This window comes from Streptomyces sp. KR80 (genome assembly GCF_052245555.1).
Lineage (GTDB): Bacteria > Actinomycetota > Actinomycetes > Streptomycetales > Streptomycetaceae > Streptomyces.
The window spans coordinates 26,553-47,550 of sequence record NZ_JBQQCD010000003.1 but is presented as its reverse complement, the minus strand read 5'-3'; the positions used below and the strand labels follow the sequence as shown (position 1 = coordinate 47,550).

At 71.4% G+C, this 20,998-nt stretch carries 12 protein-coding genes and 1 tRNA gene; 12 read left to right on the top strand and 1 reads right to left on the bottom strand.

All coding sequences use genetic code 11. From position 1 onward, the window contains the following. Nucleotides 1-15: 15 nt before the first annotated feature. Entirely contained in the window at nucleotides 16-2,604 is a 2,589-nt protein-coding gene (locus tag ACTWQI_RS05550) for a DEAD/DEAH box helicase (RefSeq protein WP_443268012.1), read from the bottom strand. Nucleotides 2,605-2,658: 54 nt separating this feature from the next. On the opposite strand from ACTWQI_RS05550, the gene bldG reads away from it, so the two are divergent. From bldG to ACTWQI_RS05490, 12 genes are all read left to right on the top strand, one after another. Next, nucleotides 2,659-3,000 (top strand): anti-sigma factor antagonist BldG, encoded by a 342-nt coding sequence (bldG, locus tag ACTWQI_RS05545; RefSeq protein ID WP_009716787.1) that lies wholly within the window; start codon nucleotides 2,659-2,661, stop codon nucleotides 2,998-3,000. A gap of 85 nt (nucleotides 3,001-3,085) precedes the next feature. Next, nucleotides 3,086-3,532: an ATP-binding protein gene (locus ACTWQI_RS05540; protein WP_443268640.1), complete on the top strand. Its 447-nt coding sequence runs from the start codon at nucleotides 3,086-3,088 to the stop codon at nucleotides 3,530-3,532. Between the two features lie 536 nt (nucleotides 3,533-4,068). Beyond that, nucleotides 4,069-6,474: a sodium-translocating pyrophosphatase gene (locus tag ACTWQI_RS05535; protein ID WP_443268009.1), complete on the top strand. Its 2,406-nt coding sequence runs from the start codon at nucleotides 4,069-4,071 to the stop codon at nucleotides 6,472-6,474. A gap of 134 nt (nucleotides 6,475-6,608) precedes the next feature. After that, complete coding sequence (locus ACTWQI_RS05530; protein ID WP_443268007.1) at nucleotides 6,609-7,166, top strand: small secreted protein; 558 nt, start codon at nucleotides 6,609-6,611, stop codon at nucleotides 7,164-7,166. 102 nt (nucleotides 7,167-7,268) lie between these two features. Then, on the top strand, nucleotides 7,269-8,792 hold the full coding sequence (locus tag ACTWQI_RS05525; RefSeq protein ID WP_443268638.1) for a DUF7059 domain-containing protein: 1,524 nt from the start codon (nucleotides 7,269-7,271) through the stop codon (nucleotides 8,790-8,792). A gap of 176 nt (nucleotides 8,793-8,968) precedes the next feature. Continuing rightward, nucleotides 8,969-9,166 (top strand): hypothetical protein, encoded by a 198-nt coding sequence (locus ACTWQI_RS05520; RefSeq protein WP_443268005.1) that lies wholly within the window; start codon nucleotides 8,969-8,971, stop codon nucleotides 9,164-9,166. 227 nt (nucleotides 9,167-9,393) lie between these two features. Beyond that, the gene (gene topA, locus ACTWQI_RS05515; RefSeq protein WP_443268003.1) at nucleotides 9,394-12,234 is read left to right on the top strand and encodes a type I DNA topoisomerase; all 2,841 of its coding nucleotides are present in this window, start codon (nucleotides 9,394-9,396) and stop codon (nucleotides 12,232-12,234) included. Between the two features lie 205 nt (nucleotides 12,235-12,439). Beyond that, complete coding sequence (gene tmk / locus ACTWQI_RS05510; RefSeq protein WP_443268001.1) at nucleotides 12,440-15,721, top strand: dTMP kinase; 3,282 nt, start codon at nucleotides 12,440-12,442, stop codon at nucleotides 15,719-15,721. 234 nt (nucleotides 15,722-15,955) lie between these two features. Continuing rightward, nucleotides 15,956-17,224 (top strand): DNA polymerase III subunit delta', encoded by a 1,269-nt coding sequence (locus ACTWQI_RS05505; RefSeq protein WP_443267999.1) that lies wholly within the window; start codon nucleotides 15,956-15,958, stop codon nucleotides 17,222-17,224. Between the two features lie 172 nt (nucleotides 17,225-17,396). Next, complete coding sequence (locus tag ACTWQI_RS05500) at nucleotides 17,397-18,995, top strand: alpha/beta hydrolase (RefSeq protein WP_443267997.1); 1,599 nt, start codon at nucleotides 17,397-17,399, stop codon at nucleotides 18,993-18,995. 139 nt (nucleotides 18,996-19,134) lie between these two features. After that, a tRNA-Thr gene (locus ACTWQI_RS05495) sits at nucleotides 19,135-19,211 on the top strand. 440 nt (nucleotides 19,212-19,651) lie between these two features. After that, nucleotides 19,652-20,923: an MFS transporter gene (locus ACTWQI_RS05490; RefSeq protein WP_443267995.1), complete on the top strand. Its 1,272-nt coding sequence runs from the start codon at nucleotides 19,652-19,654 to the stop codon at nucleotides 20,921-20,923. Nucleotides 20,924-20,998: the final 75 nt, after the last annotated feature.

Here is a 20,998-nt window from a genome sequence, read left to right as displayed (position 1 = left end):
CGTTCTTCTCGCGCGTCAGGTCGCGGGCCGGCCCGGCGACTGGCGCGGCCCTTCCCGACGACTCGCCCGGTCCTGATCCGCCAGATCAGCGGGATCACCCGGCTCCCGGGGATCAGCCGGCTCGGGATCGGTCGGCGCATCCGGCTCCGCGTCCTCCGCCGGAGCGCCCTTGAGGAGCGTCGTGAGCAGCCGGACGGCGGCGCGCTTGTTCAGGGGGTCGTTCCCGTTGCCGCACTTCGGCGACTGGATGCAGGAGGGGCACCCTGCCTCGCACTCGCAGGAGGCGATGGCTTCCCGGGTGGCCCGCAGCCAGCGCGACGCCGTCTGGAAGGCGCGCTCGGCAAATCCCGCTCCGCCGGGGTGGCCGTCGTACACGAAGACGGTCGGCCGCAGGGTGTCCTCGTGCAGCGGTACGGACACACCACCGATGTCCCAGCGGTCGCAGGTGGCGAACAGCGGCAGCATCCCGATGGAGGCGTGCTCGGCGGCGTGCAGGGCGCCGCCCAGTTGCTCCGGGACGACAGCGGCGACGTCGAGCTGGTCGTCGGTGACCGTCCACCACACGGCGCGAGTGCGCAGTGTGCGGGGCGGCAGGTCCAGCCTCGACTCGCCCAGGACCTCACCGGTGATCAGTTTCCGTCGGAGGAAGGAGACGACCTGGTTCGTGACCTCGACCGAGCCGAAGCACAGGCGCGACTCGCCCCAGGGAATCTCCGTGGTGGTCTCCAGCACGGAGATGGCCGTCGTGTCCCGGGCCGTGGTGGAGTACGGCGGATTCGCCTCCTCCACCAGGGCAACGGAGTCCTCGAGATCGAGGTGCTTCACGAGATACGTGCGGCCCTGGTGGAGGTGGACCGCGCCGTCGTGGACCGTGGCATGGGCTGCTGAGGCGTCGACGGTTCCCAGCAGCCGTCCCGTCGCCGCCTCGACGATCTGAACCGGGGCGCCGCCCGCCCCGCGGATGTCGGTGAGGTCCGCGGCCCGCTCACGGCGCGGCCAGTGCCAGGCCGTGGTTCCGCCCGTCGTGCGGCGGCGCAACAGCTTGCGCTGTTCGAGCTGCGGTATCAGCCCGGGGGCGGCCGGGCCGAACAACTCCAGGTCCGCCTCCGTGAGCGGGAGCTCGGCGGCAGCGGCGCACAGATGGGGGGCGAGGACGTAGGGGTTGTCGGGATCGAGGACGGTGGACTCCACCGGTCGCCGGAACAGCGCCTCGGGGTGGTGCACGAGATAGGTGTCCAGCGGGTCGTCACGGGCCACGAGCACGGCGAGCGCACCCTGCCCTGCCCGGCCTGCGCGGCCGGCCTGCTGCCAGAGCGACGCGCGGGTCCCTGGGTAACCGGCGATGACCACTGCGTCGAGACCGGAGACGTCGACACCCAGTTCCAGGGCTGTGGTGGCGGCCAGGCCCAGCAGCTCGCCTGAATGCAGGGCACGCTCCAGGGCCCGACGCTCGCCCGGGAGGTAGCCGCCACGGTAGGCGGCGACCCGGGCGGGCAGCGACCGGTCGACGGCGGCCAGCCGCTCCTGGGCGATGAGGGCGATCAGTTCGGCGCCCCGGCGCGAGCGGACGAAGGCCACGGAACGCACCCCCTGGACGGTGAGGTCCGTCAGCAGGTCGGCGGTCTCGGCGGTGGCGGTGCGCCGGACGGGGGCGCCCTGCTCACCGTGGAGTTCGGTCAGCGGCGGCTCCCACAGGGCGAAGACCAGCTCGCCGCGGGGTGACGCGTCGGCGGTGATCTCGGCGACCGGCAGACCGGTGAGCCGGAACGCGGCCCGCGCGGGGTCCGCGGACGTGGCGGAGGCGAGGAGGAAGACCGGCTGGGAGCCGTATCGGGCGCACACCCGGCGCAGCCGCCGCAGCACCTGGGCCACGTGCGAGCCGAAGACCCCGCGATACGTGTGGCACTCGTCGACGACGACATAGCGCAGGGCACGCAGGAAGGAGGACCAGCGGGGGTGGCCGGGGAGGATCCCGCGGTGGAGCATGTCGGGGTTGGTGAGCACGTAGTTCGCGTACTGGCGCACCCACTCCCGCTCCTCGACCGGCGTGTCCCCGTCGTAGACGGCCGGCCGTACGGCGGTGCCCAGCGGGGCGGCCAGCTCGGCCACGGCACGCCGTTGATCGGCGGCGAGCGCCTTCGTCGGCGCGAGATAGAGCGCGGTCTCCCCCCTCCCGTTCGGGGCCTCCGAGCCGTCCAGCAGGGAGCTGAGGACCGGCGTCAGATAGGCGAGGGACTTCCCGGACGCGGTTCCAGTGGCGACGACCACCGATTCGCCGCGCAGAGCGTGTTCGACGGCACGCGCCTGGTGTTCCCACGGTCGGCCGATTCCGGCCCGCCCGATGGCCTCGGTGATCTCGTCGCGGATCTCCGCCGGCCAGTCCGCATGACGCCCGGCACGTGGGGGCAAGTGCTCCGTATGAGTGATGCGCACAGCCCGTTCGGCCCCGGCCGCGAGCCGGTCCAGCACCGAGCGGGGGGAGGGGCGTACGCCCGCGTCATGCGGGAGTTGATTGTTGGCCATCGGCACCGAGTGTGTCACTGGCGTGACGGAGAATGGACTCAAGGCGTCGTGCACGCCTGCTGGTAAGTGATTGAATGCCATCGCGGCTGCCGATCCATGGGGGGCGACCGCTCGATGCAAGGTGCTGGAGGATCCGTGGACCTGTCCCTGTCGACCCGGACCGTTGGCGACCGCACGGTCGTCGAGGTCGGTGGCGAGATTGATGTATACACCGCGCCCAAGCTGCGCGAGCAGCTGGTCGAGCTTGTCAACGACGGTAGCTATCACCTCGTCGTCGACATGGAGGGCGTCGACTTCCTCGACTCCACCGGGCTCGGCGTGCTGGTCGGCGGCCTGAAGCGGGTGCGTGCCCATGAGGGCTCGCTGCGCCTGGTCTGCAACCAGGAGCGCATTCTCAAGATTTTTCGAATCACCGGCCTGACCAAGGTGTTCCCGATTCACACCTCGGTCGAGGACGCTGTCGCGGCCACCGACTGACGCTTCACCGCACGGAAAGCTGCTGGGGGCACCGGGCTGAGGCCCGGGCCTCAGCAGGTGTACGCGTATGACTGAGGGGGATGGCATGGCCACCGTCGAGCTGCTCTTCAGCGCTCTGCCCGAGCACGTCCGCACCGCCCGCCTGGTGGCGGCGGCGGTCGCGCGCCGTGCCGGGGTCGACGAGGCTGTGCTGGACGAAGTGCGGCTGGCCGTCGGTGAGGCCTGCACGCGTGCCGTGAGCCTGCATCAGAGCAATGCGGTGTCCGCGCCGGTCAAGGTCGTGCTGATCGAGGAGGAGAAGAAGTTCTCCATCGAGGTCGGCGACGAGGCTCCGCACGCCGTCTTCGGCCCCGCCTCCGGTGGCCGTGGCGGTGAGGAGCCCGCTCCGGCGGAGGCCATCGCAGAGGAGGAGGACGAGATGGGCCTCGCGGTCATCAGCGGCCTCGTCGACGACGTCGAAGTCAGCGCGGGCGAGACCGGCGGCCTCATCCGCATGAGCTGGCCCGCCACGCACGCCCCCGTCCTGCCGTAGCCCTCTGCTCATCCCCACCTCTCTGTTCATCCCCACCCGCCGTCGGGTGCGCCGCTTGCGTGATCACGGCGCCTGCCCGTCGTGGATGGACCTCACGAAACCGTCTCGCCACCCGCGAGCCGGTGACCGCTGTCCTGCTCTCCCACCCCCTCTCCCTCCGCAGCCACGGTCGCCCTGCGTCACCACGGCACGCCGCCTCCCTCTCCCGTGACGTCTACCGCCCGCGGCCCCTGACCAGCCCGTTCGTCGACCGGGAAGTTCTTTTGCGGATCATTGAGATCATCATTCATATACCGTCAGTGAATCATCGACCGTCGTTCATCCGGGCGAAATTCCGCAGCACTCCTTTTTGATCTTCGCTGGTCCCCCGCCGGTCAGTGTGAATTCCCCTTCGGTTGCCCTTTTTTGATCAAGCCCTGCTACCTAGAATCCGTCCACATCTTGAGCTCAGGACGCCTGAGCGTGGCGGCGGTACTTGCGACAATGATGTGCAAGGACCGGCTGCGCGCCCATGTGCCAAACGTCAAGGAGGACGAATGGCGGGGCCCTTTCCCCCTCTCCAGCAGAACCACCCCTCATCTCTCGCGGCTGCCGTACTGACCAGCGAAAACCGCTTGATCGTGTTGGTCATCGCAGTAGTGGCGATCGCGGCGATCGCCGTGGCCGTGAGTCTGGTACGCCAGGTACTCGCCGCGGGCGAGGGCACCGACAGCATGAAGAAGATCGCCGCCGCGGTGCAGGAAGGCGCCAACGCCTACCTCGCCCGTCAGCTGCGCACGCTCGGCGTGTTCGCCGTCGTCGTCTTCTTCCTGCTCATGTTGCTTCCGGCGGACGACTGGACGCAGCGCGCCGGGCGTTCGGCGTTCTTCCTCATCGGCGCCGCCTTTTCGGCGGCGACCGGCTACATCGGCATGTGGCTCGCGGTGCGCAGCAATGTGCGCGTGGCCGCCGCCGCCCGCGAGGCGACTCCTGCCGAGGGCGAACCGGCCAAGGACCTCACCGAGGTCTCCCACAAGGCCATGAAGATCGCCTTCCGCACGGGTGGCGTCGTCGGCATGTTCACCGTGGGCCTGGGCCTGCTGGGCGCCTCCTGTGTCGTACTGGTCTATGCGGCCGACGCACCCAAGGTGCTCGAGGGCTTCGGTCTCGGCGCCGCGCTGATCGCGATGTTCATGCGTGTCGGCGGCGGCATCTTCACCAAGGCCGCTGACGTCGGCGCCGACCTCGTCGGCAAGGTCGAGCAGGGCATCCCCGAGGACGACCCGCGCAACGCCGCGACCATCGCCGACAACGTGGGCGACAACGTCGGCGACTGCGCCGGTATGGCGGCCGACCTCTTCGAGTCGTACGCCGTGACTCTCGTCGCCGCGCTCATCCTGGGCAAGGTCGCCTTCGGCGACGCCGGTCTCGCCTTCCCGCTTCTGGTTCCGGCGATCGGTGTCGTCACCGCGATGATCGGTATCTTCGCGGTGGCCCCGCGGCGCTCCGACCGCAGCGGCATGACGGCCATCAACCGCGGCTTCTTCATCTCCGCGGTCATCTCTCTCGTCCTCGTGGCCGGTGCCGCCTACAGCTACCTCCCCTCCTCCTACGCGGAGTTGGAGGGCGTGACCGACTCCGCCATCGCCGGGCACCCCGGCGATCCCCGGGTCCTCGCGCTCGTCGCCGTCGCCATCGGCATCGTCCTCGCCGCGCTGATCCAGCAGCTCACGGGCTACTTCACCGAGACGAACCGACGCCCCGTACGGGATGTCGGCAAGACCTCGCTGACCGGGCCCGCGACCGTCATCCTGTCCGGCGTCTCCCTCGGCCTGGAGTCCGCCGTCTACTCGGCGGTGCTGATCGGGCTCAGTGTCTACGGGGCGTTCCTGCTCGGCGGCACCTCGGTCATGCTGGCGCTGTTCGCGGTCGCCCTCGCCGGTACGGGTCTGCTGACCACCGTCGGGGTCATCGTCGCCATGGACACCTTCGGTCCGGTCTCCGACAACGCGCAGGGCATCGCCGAGATGTCCGGTGACGTCCGGGGCGCAGGAGCCAAGGTGCTCACCGACCTCGACGCCGTCGGCAACACCACCAAGGCGATCACCAAGGGCATCGCCATCGCCACGGCCGTCCTCGCCGCGGCGGCGCTGTTCGGTTCGTACCGGGACGCGATCGCCACGGCGGTCGCGGAGGTGGACGCCAAGGCGGGGGAGCTGGGCCTGAGCCTGGATATCTCGCAGCCCAACAACCTTGTCGGGCTGATCCTCGGCGCCGCCGTCGTCTTCCTCTTCTCGGGGCTGGCGATCAACGCCGTGTCGCGATCGGCCGGAGCGGTGGTCTTCGAGGTCCGGCGGCAGTTCCGCGAGCACCCCGGGATCATGGACTACTCCGAGAAGCCGGAGTACGGGCGGGTCGTCGACATCTGCACCAAGGACGCCCAGCGCGAGCTCGCCACCCCCGGCCTGCTCGCCGTCATGGCCCCGATCCTCGTCGGCTTCACCCTCGGCGTCGGTGCCCTCGGCTCGTTCCTGGCAGGAGCGATCGGCACCGGCGTTCTCATGGCCGTGTTCCTCGCCAACTCGGGCGGTGCCTGGGACAACGCGAAGAAGCTGGTCGAGGACGGGCATCACGGAGGCAAGGGCAGCGAGGCGCATGCCGCCACCGTCATCGGCGACACGGTCGGCGACCCGTTCAAGGACACCGCGGGCCCCGCGATCAACCCGCTGCTGAAGGTGATGAACCTGGTGGCGCTGCTGATCGCACCTGCGGTGGTGCAGTTCTCCTACGGCGACGACGCCAGCATCGGCGTACGGGTGGTCGTGGCGGTGCTCGCCAGCGCGATCATCGTGGGTGCCGTGTATGTGTCGAAGCGGCGCGGAATCGCCGTGGGTGACGAAAACAACTCCGAGCGGACCACGAAGGCGGATGACCCGGCCGGCGACCCGGCGGTGGTGTCCTAGATCCGCAGGTCGCGGGCGCTTTTCGAGTGGCCGCGAGGCCTGAGAGGCGGACGGGGCGGGCGATGCGTCAAGGGCGCACCGCCCGCCCCGCCGTGTATCTTCCGGGGCCGAGAGCCATGGAAGGGACCGATCCGGTGAACAAGAAGCTTCTGGCCGCCCTGTCCGGCGGAGCGGCACTGCTGATGGCACTGTCCGGCTGCACGGACGACAACAAGGTCGACGGCTACGCCAAGAGCGTTTGCGACGAAGTCCAGCCGCAGTTGAAGAAGATCAACCAGGCCAACCAGTCGATCACCTCCACGGCGGCGGACGGCAAGCCGGCGGATATCAAGAAGGCCGACTCCGCCGCCTTCCAGCAGATCTCCGAGGCCTACGCCGCGATGTCCGACTCGGTGGAGAAGGCGGGCGCCCCCCCGGTCGACAACGGTGAACAGATCCAGAAGAACGCCGTCAGGGAGCTCGACGCGACCTCCAAGGCGTACGCAGACCTCAAAAAGGCCGTCGACGGGCTGGAAACCAAGGACCAGGCCAAGTTCGCGGGCGGTCTCGCCGATATCGCCGACGACCTCAATGCGGTCAACAAGATCGGCGACGACGCCATCAAGAAGCTGCAGTCCGGCGAGGTCGGCACGGCGATGAGCAAGCAAGCCGGCTGCCAACGTCCCGGCTCCGCCACGCCCACAGAGTCCTGATTCGCCTCCCCCGAGTCCGACAATGGTCGGGTGAGTACGCCACCACCTTCCGCCCACCGCCTCCCCTCCGGGGATGCGCAGGGGGCCGCGCCTGCCGTCCCCATGCCCGACGCCGACCGCACCTCCAGGCTGCGCGAGGCGCTCCAGTCCGCCGTCTTCACCGCCGACGGACTGCTGGAACTCCTCGGCGCGCCCGCGTATGCCGCGCTGGCCCGGAGCGAGTCGGTCCCGGCCCTGCGCGCGACCCGGGGCGACTCGCCGTTGGAGACCCTCGTCCGGCTCTTCCTGCTGCAGTCCCCGGTGCCGTACGACCGGGCGCGCCGGGCCCTGGCGGTCGATGACTGCGTGGCCGACGGATGGCTGGTGCAGCACGGTACGGAGGTGCGGGCCACGGTGGACGTACGTCCGTACGGCGGGCCGGAGGGCCAGGACTGGTGGATCGTCTCCGACCTCGGCTGCGCCGTCGGTGGCGCGGGCGGCATCGCGGCAGGCCGGACCGGTGTGCCGGACGCGCCCGGAGTCGACCGCTCGCAGGTGGTCCTCGGGGTCGGCGGCGCCTCCACGACGCTGGCCGGCATCACAGTCCGCAGGCCCGTCGCCCGGGCGCTCGACCTCGGCACCGGCTCCGGCCTCCAAGCTCTGCACGCTTCCCAGCACGCCACCCGGGTGACCGCCACCGACGTCAACCCCCGTGCTCTGGGCTTCGCGCGCCTCACCCTCGCGCTCTCCGGCGCGCCCGCGGCGGACCTCCGCGAAGGCTCGCTGTTCGAGCCGATCGCGGAGGACGAGGTCTACGATCTGATCGTCTCCAACCCGCCCTTCGTCATCTCCCCCGGACCCCGGCTCACCTATCGAGACGGCGGCATGGGCGGCGACGACCTCTGCCGGACGCTCGTCCAGCAGTCCGCGGAGCGGCTGGCCGACGGCGGATATCTGCAACTGCTCGCCAACTGGCTGCACATCGAGGGCGAGGACTGGCGGGAGCGGCTGACGTCCTGGGTGCCGAGCGGCTGCGACGCCTGGATCGTGCAGCGCGAGGTGCAGGACGTGACGCAGTACGCCGAGCTGTGGCTGCGCGACGCAGGGGACCACCGCGCGGATCCGGCCGAGTACGCCGCCCGCTACGACGCGTGGCTGGAGGAGTTCGAGGCCCGCAAGGCCAAGGCCGTCGGCTTCGGCTGGATCACGCTGCGGAAGTCGGGGTCCGAGCAGCCGGCCATCACGGCCGAGGAGTGGCCGCACTCCGTGGAGCAGCCGCTCGGTGCGGCGGTGCTGGCGCATTTCGACCGACAGGACTTCCTGCGGGCGACCGATGACGCGGGGCTGCTCGCCGCCCGCTTCCGGCTGGCCGACGAGGTGCTGCAGGAGCAGGTCGGGCTGCCCGGCGCCGAGGACCCCGAGCACGTGGTGCTCCGCCAGAACCGGGGCATGCGCCGGGCGACCAAGGTGGACACGGTCGGTGCGGGCTTCGCGGGCGTCTGCGATGGGACGCTGAGCGCGGGCCGCATCGTCGATGCGATCGCACAGCTCGTCAGGGAGGACCCGGTGCTGTTGCGCGACCGTACGCCCGAGTCGATCCGGCTGCTGGTGGAGCAGGGCTTTCTCGAGCCGGTGAGGGACGGGTAGCCCCGGGCGTGCGGTGACCCGGTGACCAGGGTCGTTCACCCTGAGTTCTTGCGTACGCCGGCCGTGCGTGCCACCCTCCAGCCTTCGCGCCGCGGTGTCGGCGGCGCCGGTGGTCCTCGCCGTGCGAGGTGGCTGGTCCTCGCGGTGCGAGGCGGTGCTGGGAGGTGCTTCGGCTGATGGAGAGCGGACCCGCGATCTTCGCAGGGGCGGCATTCGGATTGTTCGGCGCAGCGCTGCTGCTCTGGACGGGGGCGCGCCTCCGGCTGCGTGCGCCGGTCGCATACGGCGTGAGCCCCGTCGCATCCGCGATACTCGCGACGATCTTCGGTGCGGTGTCGCTGTTCCTCGGCATTTGGTGCCTCGACCTGGCCTGATCCCGCCGTTACCCGGTGCCGAAACGGGCGTTTGTTCGTGCGGCGTGCATACGGTGCCCTGGCGGCGGCGTACCGGCCCGGGCGGCAGACAGGACGCTTGTCGGGTTACCGTTCGAGTGGCGTTGCGGGCTTTTCCCGTTTGACACGGGGCCGGGAGGTACCGTCACACTCCGCATCGTCACCGCAGTGCCAATACCACCTGGCGTCGACCGGAGAGAAGAGCGAAGTTGTCCCCGACCAGCGAGACCGCAGCAGGCGGCCGCCGACTCGTCATCGTCGAGTCGCCCGCCAAGGCGAAGACGATCAAGGGCTATCTCGGCCCGGGCTATGTCGTCGAGGCCAGCGTCGGGCACATCCGCGACCTGCCCAACGGCGCAGCCGAGGTGCCGGCCAAGTTCAAGGGCGAGTCCTGGGCCCGCCTGGGCGTCAACGTGGATCAGGACTTCCAGCCGATCTACGTCGTCAACGCCGACAAGAAGAGCCAGGTCAACAAGCTTAAGGAGCTGCTGGCGGAGTCCGACGAGCTCTACCTCGCCACCGATGAGGACCGCGAGGGCGAGGCCATCGCCTGGCACCTCCAGGAAGTGCTCAAGCCCAAGGTCCCGGTCCGCCGGATGGTCTTCCACGAGATCACCAAGGCCGCGATCCAGGAGGCCGTGAACAACCCGCGCGACCTCAACCAGCGCCTCGTCGACGCCCAGGAGACCCGCCGCATCCTCGACCGCCTCTACGGCTACGAGGTCTCGCCGGTGCTGTGGAAGAAGGTCATGCCCCGGCTGTCGGCCGGCCGCGTGCAGTCCGTGGCGACCCGGCTCGTCGTCGAGCGCGAGCGCGAGCGCATCGCCTTCCGCTCCGCCGAGTACTGGGATCTGACCGGTACCTTCGCCACCGGCCGCGCCGGTGACGTATCCGACCCGGGGACGTTCACCGCCCGTCTGAGCACGGTCGACGGGCGCCGTGTCGCCCAGGGCCGCGACTTCGGTCCGAACGGGCAGCTGAAGGACGGCGCGCAGGTCCTGCACCTGGACGAGGCCACCGCACGCGCGCTCGCCGCGGCGCTGCAGGACACCGCCTTCGCGGTGCGCTCGGTCGAGTCCAAGCCGTACCGCCGCTCGCCATACGCCCCGTTCCGTACCACCACGCTCCAGCAGGAGGCGTCGCGCAAGCTGGGCTTCGGTGCGAAGGCGACGATGCAGATCGCGCAGAAGCTGTACGAGAACGGCTTCATCACCTATATGCGGACCGACTCCACCACCCTGTCGGACACGGCGGTGGCGGCGGCCCGCGCGCAGGTCACCCAGCTGTACGGCGCGGACTACCTGCCGGACAAGCCGCGGATCTACGCGGGCAAGGTCAAGAACGCCCAGGAGGCGCACGAGGCGATCCGGCCCTCGGGTGATCGTTTCCGCACCCCGGCCGAGACGGGCCTCACCGGTGACCAGTTCCGCCTCTATGAGCTGATCTGGAAGCGGACCGTCGCCTCCCAGATGAAGGATGCGGTCGGCCAGTCCGTGACCGTGAAGGCCGGCGGGCGGGCGAGCGACGGCCGGGACGCCGAGTTCTCCGCCTCCGGCAAGATCATCACCTTCCACGGCTTCATGAAGGCCTACGTCGAGGGCGCGGACGACCCGAACGCCGAGCTCGACGACCGCGAGCGACGCCTGCCGCAGGTCGCCGAGGGCGACCCGCTGTCGGCCGAAGAGATCACCGCTGACGGCCACGCCACCAAGCCCCCGGCCCGCTACACCGAGGCCTCGCTGGTCAAGGAGCTCGAGGAGCGGGAGATCGGCCGCCCGTCGACCTACGCGTCGATCATCGGCACGATTCTCGACCGCGGCTATGTGTTCAAGAAGGGCACGGCGCTGGTGCCGTCCTTCCTCTCCTTCGCCGTCGTCGGGCTGCTGGAGAAGCACTTCGGCCGGCTCGTCGACTACGGCTTCACCGCGAAGATGGAGGACGACCTCGACCGCATCGCGCGGGGCGAGGCACAGGCCGTGCCGTGGCTGCGCCGGTTCTACTTCGGCGAGGGCCCGGAGGGCGGCGCGGCCGAGGCCGGGAACGGCGACGGCGACCATCTCGGCGGCCTGAAGGAGCTGGTCACCGACCTGGGCGCGATCGACGCCCGCGAGGTGTCCTCGTTCCCCGTCGGCGACGGCATCGTGCTGCGCGTCGGCCGCTACGGGCCGTACGTCGAGGGGCCCGCGCGGCCGTCCGCCGACGGAGGGGCGGAAGAGCCCGCGCAGCGCGCCGACGTGCCCGACGACCTGCCGCCGGACGAGCTGACCGTCGAGCTGGCCAAGGAACTGCTCAACAAGCCGAGTGGCGAGCGGGTGCTGGGCACCGACCCGGACACCGGTCACGCCATCGTGGCCAAGGACGGCCGCTACGGCCCGTACGTCACCGAGATCCTGCCCGAGGGGACCCCGAAGACGGGCAAGAACGCGGTCAAGCCGCGGACGGCCTCGCTCTTCAAGACGATGTCCCTCGACACGGTGACGCTGGAGGACGCGCTCCGACTGATGTCGCTGCCCCGGGTGGTCGGCACCGACCCGGAGTCGGGCAACGAGATCACGGCGCAGAACGGCCGCTACGGTCCGTACCTGAAGAAGGGCACGGACTCGCGGTCGCTCGACGGCGAGGAGCAGCTCTTCACGATCACGCTGGACGAGGCCCTGGCGATCTACGCGCAGCCGAAGCAGCGCGGGCGTGCCGCGGCCAAGCCGCCGCTCAAGGAGCTGGGCACCGACCCGGTCAGTGAGCGTCCGGTGGTCGTCAAGGACGGCCGCTTCGGCCCGTACGTCACGGACGGCGAAACGAACGCGACGCTGCGCCGTGACGACGACGTCGAGGCGATCACGCCGGAGCGCGGGTACGAGCTGCTGGCGGAGAAGCGCGCGAAGGGCCCGGCCAAGCGGACGGCGAAGAAGACCGCCAAGAAGGCCCCCGCCAAGAAGGCGGCGGCGAAGAAGACGACCGCCGCCAAGAAGACCACGGCGAAGAAGACGACTGCCGCGAAGAAGACGACGGCGAGAAAGGCCCCCGCGAATACGGCTTCCGAGGACGCCTGAGGACGCGCGGAGAGTCCCCCAGCTAACTCCCCTTGGGGTAACCACCCGGGCCGTTAGGCCCAGAGGGACAATCGCTGGGGGTGCCCCCAGGGGTGCCCCCAAACCGACCGCCGGCGCACGCGAGAGCCGCGCCGGGCGGCCGACTCCGTGCTCGCGTGTTCGAACCGTCCGACAGTGAGCCGTCCACTCCAGATAGGCTGACGGGATGACGCGATCCGAGCAGCCAACGGTCGTGACCCCCGCACCCGACGCCCTTGCCGAAGATTCACGCGAGCGCGCCGTCCGGGCCCTGTTGCGCTTCCCGCCGCTCCGACGGCTCTGGAGCGCCCAGCTCGTCGGCGGCATCGGAGACGTGCTCGCCCTGCTGGTGCTCCTCGTGCTGGCGCTCCAGGCGGCGGTGGCCGAGGGTTCCTTCGGCGGCGGCTACCGCGGTGCCGCCTTCGCCGTCGCCGCCGTCTTCGGGGCACGGCTCGTCGCGACGCTTCTCTTCGGTGCCGTACTCCTCGGCCCGCTCTCGTCCCTCACCGCGCCCGGAGCGAAGGAGCGTGGCGCGGCAGCGGGCGAGCGCGGTGGCGGGCGCCGCGAGGGCGGTCCGCTCGACCGCCGCTGGACCATGATCGGTGCGGATGCGGTACGCCTCGTGCTCCTCGTCGTGGCTCCGCTCTGGATCGACCTGACCCCCGGCAACGCCTTCGCCCTGCTCCTCGTCACCGTGTTCGTGGCCGGTGTCGCCGAGCGCTTCTGGACGGTCGCCAAGGAAGGTGCGGCCCCGGCCCTGCTGCCCGCACCGCCACCCGAGGGCGCCGCCGTACGACCGCTGCCGGACCACATCGACGCGCTGCGCCGGCTCTCGCTCCGTACGAGCTACGTCACCCTGCCCGTCGCCGCCGCGGGGCTCGTCGCCGTCACGCTGATCGGGAAGCTGCTCGGCGTCGGGATCGACTGGTTCGATCTGCACCAGGCGGCCCTCGGGTCGTACGTCGCGTCCGGGCTGTTCGCCGCCTCCGTGTCGATTCTCTACTTCCTCGAACTGCCCGGCGCGAAGACTCCCCGCCCGCGCTCCCCCCTGGAGGGACTGCGCCGCCCCAAGACCGGCACGGGCGTCGACAAGGGCCGTACGGGCGCGATCCCGCCGCTCGTCCTGACCTGCGCCGCCGTCGCCGGGGCGATCGCCTCGTCCGTCGCGGTCGCCGCACTGCACGCCGATGACCTCGACGCCGGGGCCGTCGGCTTCGCCCTGCTCGTCCTGGCGCTGACCGGCGGCACCGTGGTCGGCATCCGGCTCGCGCCGCGCGTCCTGCCCGCCCTGTCCCGGCGCCGGCTGCTCGCCCTCTCTACCGCCTGCACCGGACTGGCCCTGCTGGCCGCCGGGTTGGTGCCCGACGCCACCAGCGTGATGCTGCTGGCGCTGCTCGCGGGCGCAGCTGCCGGTGTCGCGGCCAACACCGGGCACACGCTGCTCGACCAGGAGGCGGAGGAGAACCGCCGGGCTCGGACGACCGACCATCTGCACGCCGTGGTCCGGGTCTTCATCGGCCTCGGAGCAATCGCCGCCCCGCTGCTCGCCGCGGCCATCGGGCCGCACCGGCTGGCCAGCGGCGACTTCGTCTTCGCACACGGCGGCGCCGCCTTCACGCTGATGCTGGTCGGGGCGCTGCTGCTGCCCGTCGCGGCGCTCGTGCTCGGCAGGACCGACGACCGGTCGGGCGTTCCGCTGCGCCGCGACCTGCGGGACGCGCTGCGCGGCGGGGAACCCGCACAGGCCCCCGCGGACAGCGGCTTCTTCCTCGTCGTGGAGGGCGGTGACGGCGCTGGGAAGTCCACTCAGGTCGAGGCGCTCGCGGAGTGGATCCGCGCGAAGGGCCACGAGGTCGTGGTGACCAGGGAGCCCGGCGCGACCGCGATCGGTAAGCGGCTGCGCGCGATCCTGCTCGACGTGTCAAGCGCGGGGCTCTCGCACCGGGCGGAGGCGCTGCTGTACGCCGCCGACCGCGCCGAGCACGTCGACTCGGTCGTACGCCCCGCCCTGGCGCGCGGCGCCGTCGTCATCTCCGACCGCTACATCGACTCCTCCGTCGCCTACCAGGGCGCAGGCCGCGACCTGTCGCCGACCGAGATCGCCCGGATCTCGCGCTGGGCGACGGACGGCCTGGTGCCGCATCTGACAGTGCTGCTGGACGTCTCGCCGGAGACCGCGCGGGAACGCTTCACCGAGGCCCCGGACCGGCTCGAGTCGGAGCCCGCCGAATTCCACACGCGCGTGCGGGCCGGGTTCCTGACCTTGGCCGCCGCCGACCCCGCGCGCTATCTGGTCGTCGACGCCGGCCAGGAGCCGGAGGCGGTGACGACGGTCGTGCGGCACCGGCTCGACCAGATGCTGCCGCTGTCGGAGGCCGAGGCCCAGGCGCAGGAGGAGGCCCGTCGGGCTGCCGAGGAGGAGCGTCGGCGGCGGGAGGCGGAAGAGGCAGCGCGGAAGGCTGAGGAGGAGCGGCTGGAGCAGGAGCGCCAGCAGCAGCTCGCCAAGCTGCGTGCCGAGGAAGAGGAGCGCAAGCGGCACGCGTTGGAGGAGGCGCGGCGCATCGAGGAGGAGCGCCGGGCCGAGGAGGCGCGGCAGCGGGCGGAGGAGGCACGCCGCCTGGCCGAGGAGGAGCGGGAGCGGCGCGCGGCTGAGGAACGGGCGCGCGCGGCCGAGCAGGAGCGGCTCCGGCGACAGGCCGAAGAGGAGGCCCGGCTGCGGGCCGAGGCGGAGGAACGGCGCAGGGAGAAGCAGCGGAAGGCGGAGGACGCGCTGCTCCGCGCGGAGCAGGCCCGTCTTGAGGCTGAGGCACGGGCTGCCGGGGAAACGCCGCCGGACGAGGCGATGACGGTGGAGACGCCGGTCGTGGAGCCGGAGCGCCCCGACACGCAGCCCCCTGGGCAGCCCGGTTCGGGCTCTGGAACCTCCGGAAGCTCCCCCCCTGAAGGACCCGAAGGCTCCGACGGCCCCGACACCGTCCCGACGCCGAAGGTGAACCCGAGGGGCGGGCGGGACGCCGGCCGCGCCGCGGATGAGACGGCGGTGCTGCCGCCCGTACGGCCGGAGGATCAGGGCCGCGGAGAAGGTGTCTCGGACGCCGAGGAGACGGCCGTACTGCCGCAGCCGCCCGTGCCGGACGACGCGGACGAGACTGCGGTCCTGCCGCCGGTACATCCCGAAGGGCAGGCGCCGCAGGGCTCCCGGCCCGCGGACCCGGCGGACCGCGTGCCGCGGTGGCTGTTCCGGCGGGAGGAGGAGGGGACTCCCCCAGCTGACGCTGGGGGTGCCCCCACCCAGGCCGACGCCCAGCGCACGCGCGAGCTGCCGCAGATGGACCCCGCCGAGGGGGGCGGGCGCCGCTCCCGCCCGGAGTGGGCCGAGGAAACTCCGCTGGACCACCTCCCGACTCTTGCCGACGAACTGCTCGGCCCGCGCGAGGAGGAGGACGGGAACGGCCGCGGCCGTCGCTGATCCTCCTGCCTCTCCCCGACATTGGACGCCCCGTCAGGGCCGCACCCCAGGGCTCGCGTACGGGGGCGCGTCGGCACGACCCACAGCCGGGGGCGCGCGCCCGCGCCGCCGCGTGCGTCGGTGCTGGGCCCGCCGAGGGCGGGTCCCCGTGTCGGTCCCGTGGACCACAATGGGGAGCCAGGGATCGGGACGTACGGCTGACGGTCGGCGCGACGGAGGGACGGCGGAGAAGGCATGGCGGTCTGGGACGACCTCGTCGGGCAGCAGCGGGTGGCGGAGCAACTGGCCGCCGCGGCGCGCGACGCCGATGGCTTCGTCACCGCCGACGCGGAGGCCGCGGGCGAGCACTCCCTCCCCACCGCTCCGGTGGCGGACGGATCCGGAACAGCCCCCGGCGGAGCGAGCGCGGCGTCGAAGATGACGCATGCCTGGCTCTTCACCGGCCCGCCCGGCTCCGGCAGGTCCACCGCTGCCCGGGCATTCGCCGCCGCGCTGCAGTGCGTCAGCCCCGACCGCGCCCTTGGCGGGCCGCCCGGCTGCGGCTTCTGCGAGGGTTGCCACACGAGCCTGGTCGGTACCCACGCCGACGTCGAGGTCGTCCGCACCGATCTGCTCTCCATCGGCGTGAAGGAGACCCGCGACCTGGTCCGCCGGGCCCAGCTCTCGCCCGCGGGCGGCCGCTGGCAGGTGATCGTCCTGGAGGACGCCGACCGGCTCACCGAGGGCGCGGGCAACGTGCTGCTGAAAGCGATCGAGGAGCCGGCGCCCCGTACGGTCTGGCTGCTGTGCGCACCGTCGGTCGAGGACGTCCTCCCGACGATCCGCTCGCGCTGCCGCCTGCTCACTCTCCGTACGCCCTCGGTCGACGCCGTCGCGGACGTGCTGATGCGGCGTGACGGCATCGATCCCGGTCTCGCCGCGGCAGCCGCCCGGGCCACCCAAGGACACATCGGCCGCGCCCGTCGGCTCGCCACCGACGAGCGGGCGCGGGCCCACCGTTCGGCCGTATTGAAGCTGCCGCTCCGGATCGATGACATCGGCGGCTGCCTGCGGGCCGCGCAGGAGCTGGTCGATGCGGCGGCGGAGGACGCCAAGCAGGTGGCGGAGGAGGTCGACGCGAAGGAGACCGAGGAGTTGCGCGCCGCGCTCGGCGCCGCGTCCGGCACGGGCGGCAAGCTGCCCCGGGGTACCGCGGGCGTGATGAAGGACCTCCAGGACCGGCAGAAGCGACGCGCGACCCGTACTCAGCGCGACACGCTCGACCTCGCACTGACCGATCTCACCGGCTTCTACCGTGACGTGCTCGCCCTCCAGCTGGGCTCTTCCGTGGCGATCGGCAACACCGAGGCGGAGGACGCCCTACGGCGGATCGCGGAGAGTTCGAGCCCCGAGCGGACCCTCCGCCGGATAGAGGCCGTGCTCGCCTGCCGCGATGCGCTGGACCGCAATGTCGCCCCACTGCTGGCCGTCGAGGCGATGACCTTGGCGCTCAGGGCGGGGTGAGGTGCGAGGCGGTCGTCAGGTGCCGGTCACACCCACCCATGACGGTGACCGGTAACCACGATCCTCGCCTTCACCCGTACGGAGCGGACGGACGGCGCATGGATCGTGCTCGGACGGATACTCTCCGAACACCCGGCGCGTCGACGCGAAGAACGGACAGAGGGATCGCCGCATGACCACCAGCCGTCTTGTCCGCACCACCGGCGCCGTTCTCGCGGTCGCCGGTCTGCTGGTCTCCGGCTGTTCCTCGGGGAGTTCCTCCCCCAGCGCGTCCGTGTCGTCCAGGACCGCCCCAGCTCGCGAGCAGCAGATGGACAACCGGCTGCAGGGTCTCCAGCCACTCCCCGCCGCCGTGCCGGCGGAACTGCGGCGGTACTACGCGCAGCGGCTGCACTGGCGCGAGTGCGGCGAGGGGGGCGGCTTCGAGTGCGCCACGATGAAGGTGCCCCTCGACTACGCGCGACCGGGGCGGGGCGATGACGTCAAGCTCGCGGTCTCCCGCGTCCTGGCCACGGGCCCGGGAAAACGGCTCGGATCGCTGCTGGTGAATCCGGGCGGGCCGGGCGGCTCCGCGATCGAGTACCTGCAGGCCTATGCCGGCATCGGTTACCCGGCGCGGGTCCGCGCGCGGTACGACATGGTGGCCGTCGATCCGCGCGGGGTGGCCGGGAGTGAGCCCGTCACCTGCCTGTCCGACTCGGAGATGGACGCCTTCACCCAGGTCGACGGAACCCCCGACGACCGGGCCGAGGTCGATGGACTGATCACGGCATTCAGGGACTTCGCGCAGGGCTGCAAGGACCGCTCCGGCGACGTCCTCGGGCACATCTCGACGGTCGAGGCGGCCCGCGACATGGACCTGCTGCGGGCGGTGCTCGGCGACGAGAAGCTCACGTACGTCGGGGCTTCGTACGGCACGTTCCTCGGCGCCACGTACGCCGGGCTCTACCCGAGACGTGTCGGACGGATGGTGCTGGACGGCGCGATGGACCCCTCCCGGCCCGCCCTGCAGCTGAACCGCGATCAGACCGCCGGCTTCGAAACCGCCTTCACCGGCTTCGCCGAGGACTGCGTACGACGCGACGACTGCCCGCTCGGACGCAAGAACGCACCCGACGCCCGCCGACGTCTTCAGGGCTTCTTCAAGAAGCTCGACGCCGAACCCCTGGAGACGGGGGAGATCCGCGAGCTGAGCGAATCCCTGGCCACCACAGCTGTGATCTCGGCCATGTACGACGAGGCGGCGTGGCCTCAGCTGCGTGGCGCCCTGCGGTCGGCGATGGACGGGAAGGGCGCCGGGCTGCTGAAGCTCGCCGACGAGTACTACCAGCGGGACGCCGACGGTGCGTACGCGAATCTGATGTTCGCCAATCCGGCCGTCAACTGTCTCGATCTCCCGCCCGCCTTCGCCGGGCCGGACGAGGTGCGCACGGCGCTGCCGTCGTTCCGCAAGGCGTCGCCGGTGTTCGGCGAGGGTCTGGCGTGGGCTGCCCTGAACTGCACGTACTGGCCGCACCGGGCGACCGGCACGCCGATGCGCATCCGGGCCGAGGGCGCCGCCCCGATCGTCGTCGTCGGCACGACCCGGGACCCGGCGACTCCGTACGGCTGGGCGCAGGCCCTGGCCGGGCAGCTCGCCTCGGCGACGCTCCTGACGTACCAGGGCGACGGGCACACCGCGTACGGGCGGGGCAGCGACTGCATCGACACGTCGATCAACACCTACCTGCTGGACGGCAGGGCCCCGGAGAACGGGAAGAAGTGCCGCTGAGCGGAACCAGGCGGATCCGGCCGTCCGCGCGGTGATCGCCCCGCCCTCGGGCGGGTACGGGGCACCCTTCGAAACTGTGTAGACTTGGCGCCGTTGCTGATGCCAGTCTCGTCCCGCGGGTCCGGCATACCCGCAGCTCGCCGCCTTAGCTCAGTCGGCCAGAGCGACGCACTCGTAATGCGTAGGTCAGGGGTTCGACTCCCCTAGGCGGCTCCACCCCCTGACCAGGGAATCGAGGCCCTCGTGAAGATCACGGGGGCCTTCTTCGTGAGGGCGTGCGGCATTGTCCTCAGCCGTCGGCGCGGCGGGACAGGAACACGGTGAGCAGGTACTTTCCGGCCTCCCGCGGAGCTGCTGCCCGGCCTGGCCGAGGGCATCGGTAAGCCGCTGAACGCGCTGAACCTGCCCGGCGGCCCCCGGACAGGCCGGCTGGGCCGGTTGGGAGCCTCCCGGGTCACGTTCGGCGGCGGTCTGCACGAGCAGGCCACCGCCGCGGTCCGGGAGTTGGTGCGTCATCTCACTGAGCCGGAGCAGATGGTCGACGACTGAACGGGCACACCGACCGGAAGGCACGGTGCGCGAAGGGATCGGCGACATAGTGATACGACTGCGCTGTCGTACGGCAGTGCGGCCACCGAATTCACGAAGGAACGGGCGTGATCCGGATCATTCCTCCCCAGGGTTCGCCACGCGTGCTGGCCCTGGCCCAGTTGACCAACTCGGTGGGCGACGGCGCCTATTACGTCTGCTCCGTGCTGTACTTCAGCCGGATCGTGGGCCTGTCGCCGGCGCAGATCGGTTCGGCGCTCACCATCGGCTGGGCCATCGGTGCCGTGGCGGGCGTACCGCTAGGGCATCTGGCCGACCGGCGCGGGCCGCGCGGCACAGCGGTGCTGCTGACGGTGGCGACCGGGGCGGCGGTCGGCTCGTTCCTGTTCGTCCGGTCCTTCACGACGTTCCTGCTGGCCGTCTGTCTGTACACCTGCTGTCAGTGCGGTCTTGCAGCAGCCCGGCAGGCCCTGCTCGCCGGGCTGGTGGAGCCCGAGCGGCGCACCGAGACCAGGGCCTACCTCCAGTCGACGGTCAACGCCGGACTGGCGGTGGGAGCGGCCTTCGGCGGTATCGCGCTGCAGATCGACACCAAGGAGGCCTATCTGGCCGCCTTGGCGATGGACGGGGTGAGCTTCCTGTTCTCGGCCCTGGTTCTGCTGCGCCTGTCGGCCGTGCCCGCGGCGGTCACCGAGACCGTCAAGGGGGAACCCCGGCTGGCGGTGCTCCGCGATCGGCCGTACGCCCTGGTCTCGTTGCTGAACATGGTCATGCTGCTGTACATGCCGCTGCTGAGCGTGGTGATCCCGCTGTGGATCGTCCAGCGCACCGAGGCGCCCGGCTGGATGGTTTCGGCCCTGCTGGTGCTCAACACCGCGAGTGTCGTGCTCTTCCAGGTCCGTGTGGCGGGCCGGGTGAGCGATCTGGACTCCGCCTCCCGCGCCGTCCGGCATGCCGGGATCCTCATGCTCGTGGCGTGCGCGTGCTTCGCCGTCTCCGCCGCCGATACGTCGGCGTGGGTGGCCGGGGCCATTCTCATCGTCGCCGCCTGCGTCCAGGTCATGGGTGAGATGTTGCTCGGCTCGGGCTCCTGGGAGATCGGATTCGGGCTGGCGCCGCCGGACAAGCAGGGCCAGTACCAGGGCTTCTACGGCTCCGGGACCGCTGTCGCCCGTATGGTCGGCCCGCTGCTGCTGACCACGCTCATCCTCACTTGGGGCACTCCGGGCTGGCTCGTCATCGGCGCCCTGTTCCTGGCTGCCGGAACGGCGATGGGTCCTGCCGTCCGCTGGGCGGGCCGCGCCCGCGCAGCGGACGGGGCGTCCTCGTCCGTCGAGTCCGCGGAGCAGGTGCCCGGCGCCGGGCGCGCGGGGCCGTGACCGCTCCCCGCCGCCCCGACGCGGCGGCGGTCGGCCGCGCTCCCAGCCCAGAGACCGGAGGCCCTCCCGCATCAC